This window comes from Corallococcus terminator (assembly GCF_003611635.1).
Lineage (GTDB): Bacteria > Myxococcota > Myxococcia > Myxococcales > Myxococcaceae > Corallococcus > Corallococcus terminator.
Genome location: NZ_RAVZ01000556.1, coordinates 1 through 3,353 on the forward strand (window position 1 = coordinate 1; position 3,353 = coordinate 3,353).

Consider the following 3,353-nt stretch of genomic DNA (forward strand, 5'->3'; position numbering starts at 1 on the left):
GTGCTGGAGGGGTCGGGGTCGGCATGGATGAAGGGTCTCGTTCAGGCGGAAGGTCGGAAGGGAGGGCTTACGCCCGGCATCACGTCGTCGGAGGCGGAGGGTTCGTCGCGGCCAGCTTCGGCAGGCCCAGCGACTTGAACGCGGCCAGCTCCGTCTTCAGCCGCTCCACCGCCTTCGGGTCCTGCGCCAACTGGCGCACGAGCTGGCGGAACTCCTTGCGGTTGTCGAGGTTGCCCTGCAGCTCCAGGAGCAGCTTGCGCAGCGTGAGCAGCGCGTTGATCTTCGGCACCTGGCGCGCCACCTCCACCGGGGTGAAGGACTTGAGCGAGTCCAGCTTGAGCTTCACCGGCAGCGTCCCGGGGGCCGAACCGTCCGCGGGATCCGGCCGGTCCACGCGGTTGGGCACGCTGAACTCCAGCGTCATCCCCATGTTCTGGATGACCTGGTTCAGGTTCTTGCCGTCCAGGTTGCGGATCTCCCGCTGATCCAGGTCCTTCTTGCGGTCCACGGAGGTCCCCTTGGAGAAGTCCCCCATCACCAGCAGGCGGAAGGGCAGGGCCTTGTCGGCCCGGGTGCCATTCACCTGGGTGCGGTACGTCAGGGTGATACGTGATCTGGGAATTTCATCGGTGATGGCCATGGTGCCCCCGGACTGAACGCCGTTTGTGAAAGAATTGATAAACCATAACTTTACATAAAATCAATACACCCCCTGCGACATGACCTGGCACATCGGGGGAGCGCTCACCTGGGGAGCCAGGAGTGACCCAACCCGAGCGTGTATGCCCATTCAAAACGGGAAGAAACCAGACACGGAGGATCCGCCAGGGTGACTTGACGCCGCCGGCCTCCGACCTGTAGCTTTTTTAAACATTTTCATCCGCGCTGCACGGGGGCTCTCCCTTGAGAGCCCCGTGCGTCGCCAAAGACTTGCATCCCTCTTCATGAACCCAGACACCCTCGCTCGCGTCCTCTGGCAGGAAGGGCAGACACTGCTGCCCGAGCACTTCCGCGCCCAGGAGGAATCCCTGTCGACGGAGGCCCGGCTCTACGCGGGCCTCGCGGGCCTGCCGGTGGTGGGCGTGAGCGCGCTGCGTTTCAACGAGGTCCTGCTGACCAAGGGCACCGTGGCGCTGGAGGAGCTGGAGGTCATCATGCCGGGCGGCCACCTGGTGGAGGTGCCGGGCAACGCGGACGTGACGCCCCTGTCGCTGGAGGAAGCGGGCCGCACCCGGGTCACCGTCTATCTGCACCTGCTGGCGGTGCAGGAGGCTCGCGAGGATGTCCCCGCGCCGGGAGAAGAAGCCTCCCCGGTGGTGCGCGCGGTGCGGCAGTTGTGTCTGTCGCTGGATCCGGTGGTGGACGGCGGCGTGAGCCGTCTGGCGTTGGCCGTGTTCACCCGGGAGGCGGAAGGTCCCTGGTTGCTTTCGAGCACGGGCCTGCCGCCGCTGCTGCGGGTGGGGCCGCATCCCTTCCTCGAGCCCCTGTTCGCGCAACTGGACGGGCTGCTGCAACAGGCGCGCGGGCAGCTTCGCACCTCCCTCCAGGAGGGGCTGGTGCGAGGGGACCGCCTGGCCAGCGCGCGGCGGGCGCTCTGCGAGGTGCGGGGGCTCCAGGTGCTGCGCCAGGACATGCGCAATGGCGTACAGCCTCCGCCCTACCTGCTGATGCAGGCATTGCGGCGGCTGTATTTCGAGACCTGCTGCTACCTGGAGTCGGAGCCGGACGACGAATTGCCCGCGTACGAGCACGACACGCCGGGGCCGGGCCTGGCGCGGTGGATGGAATTGCTCACGCGCGGGTTCCGGCCTCACGCCAGTCCCCTGTCCTACCGGGCCTTCGACTGCCAGGACGGCCATTTCCGCCTGGGGCCCCTGCCCCGGGAGACACCCGCGCCCAATGACTTCTACCTGCTGGTGCGCAGGCAGGAGCGGGATCAGCCCCGGTCCATGGAGGGCGTGAAGCTGGCCAGCCCCCTGCGGCTGCCGGCGGTGCGGCGTCAGGCCTTGAAGGGCGTGCCGTACCGGCGCGTGCCCTACCCGTCCTTTCCGCACGCGTTCGACGCGGACATCGACTGGTACCAGCTCACGCACCAGAACGAGGAATGGGAAGCCGCGCAGCGCGAGGACGGGCTCACCTTCTTCGCCACCCCCCCGCTGGAGGGAGCCCAGGTGCTCCTCTACTGGCGCAGGGCGTGAGGCCGCACCCGGACACCTGAGGGGGAACGACGCCCATGCCCAAGCTCATCTGCACCATCGAAATGGACAAGGAGAAGGGCCTCATCCTCACCACGGAGGACAAGGACGGGAAGATCCTCCAGACGGTGACGATGAACGGGGAGTCCATCACCTTGCAGGTGAAGGGCAACGACGCGACGAGCACCGTGGTGCAGAAGCAGGACAGCGTCACCGTCACCTGCAAGTCCTTCGTGCTGAAGGCGGAGACCATCGAGGTCACCTCGTCGAAGACGTCGTCGTGGAAGAGCGACGACACGTTCGCGCTGGAGAGCACCAAGGCCTTCACCCTCACCTCCGGGGACACGCTGACGCAGAAGGCGAAGGCGGATGCATCGCTGAGCTCCGAGAAGGCGGTGGCGCTCAAGGCCACGGCGAAGTTCAGCGTGGAGGGCGAGAAGGTCGACGTGGAGGGCAAGACGGGGCCGGTGGCGTTGAAGGCGCCGACCGTGAAGCTGGAGGGCACGAAGGACGTGGTGCTGGAGGCCCCCATGGTGAAGGTGACCGCCGAGGCGCTGCTGGCGCTCAAGACGGACGGGATGGCGGAACTCAAGGGCGGCATGACCACCGTGGGCGGCTCCATGGTGAACGTGGGTTGAGGGGGGCGCGATGAAGCTGGAGCACTGGCAGGTGGTCTTCACGCAGTACCGACAGGCCCAGGCCGTGATGGAGCAGTGGCTGCCCGCGTCCGCGCCGGGCGCCACCGCGACGGGCGTCCTGCTGGGCCGCGAGGGCCTGAAGCTCCTCCAGGAGCAGTTGGTGGAGGTGGTGGAGCGGCTGCGCGCGGGCCTGGGCGTGCACGCCCGCGACGAGGAGGTGCAGGACGCGCTCAAGCCCTTCACGTACCTGGTGGACGAACGGGTCCTCCTGCGGCTCGCGGACGCGGAACAGCCCCTGTGGCCCCTCTTGCAGTACCGCCTCTTCGGCGAGGACGGCGGCGGCGAGGCCTTCTACACGCTGGCGGATCAGCGGCTGGATGCGCCGGGCGCGCCCCCGCTGCTCTTCGAGATGCTCCACTTCTGCATCACCGCGGGCTTCGGCGGCCGCTACCTGGGACACACCGCGAAGCTGCGCGAGTACCAGGAGCGGCTGGCGGCGCGCATCGTGACGCCCCCGCCC

Annotated in this window: 4 protein-coding genes; 3 read left to right on the forward strand and 1 reads right to left on the reverse strand. The window is 67.8% G+C overall.

Annotated features, from left to right (window positions below; translation table 11 throughout):
• Positions 1 to 79: 79 nt before the first annotated feature.
• Positions 80 to 640, reverse strand: a complete 561-nt coding sequence (tssB, locus tag D7V88_RS39945) for a type VI secretion system contractile sheath small subunit (protein WP_120545748.1) — start codon at positions 638 to 640, stop codon at positions 80 to 82.
• 304 nt (positions 641 to 944) lie between these two features.
• Here tssB and tssK point away from each other — a divergent pair, with 304 nt between their 5' ends.
• The 3 genes from tssK to D7V88_RS39960 all read left to right on the forward strand — a co-directional run.
• Positions 945 to 2,198 carry a type VI secretion system baseplate subunit TssK gene (gene tssK, locus D7V88_RS39950; RefSeq protein ID WP_120545749.1) on the forward strand — a complete coding sequence of 418 codons (1,254 nt, stop codon included), beginning with the start codon at positions 945 to 947 and terminating at the stop codon, positions 2,196 to 2,198.
• A 35-nt stretch (positions 2,199 to 2,233) separates the two neighbouring features.
• Positions 2,234 to 2,833, forward strand: a complete 600-nt coding sequence (locus tag D7V88_RS39955; RefSeq protein WP_120545750.1) for a hypothetical protein — start codon at positions 2,234 to 2,236, stop codon at positions 2,831 to 2,833.
• 10 nt (positions 2,834 to 2,843) lie between these two features.
• Positions 2,844 to 3,353 (forward strand): DotU family type IV/VI secretion system protein (locus tag D7V88_RS39960; RefSeq protein ID WP_120545751.1); only part of this gene is annotated, 510 nt, incomplete at its 3' end.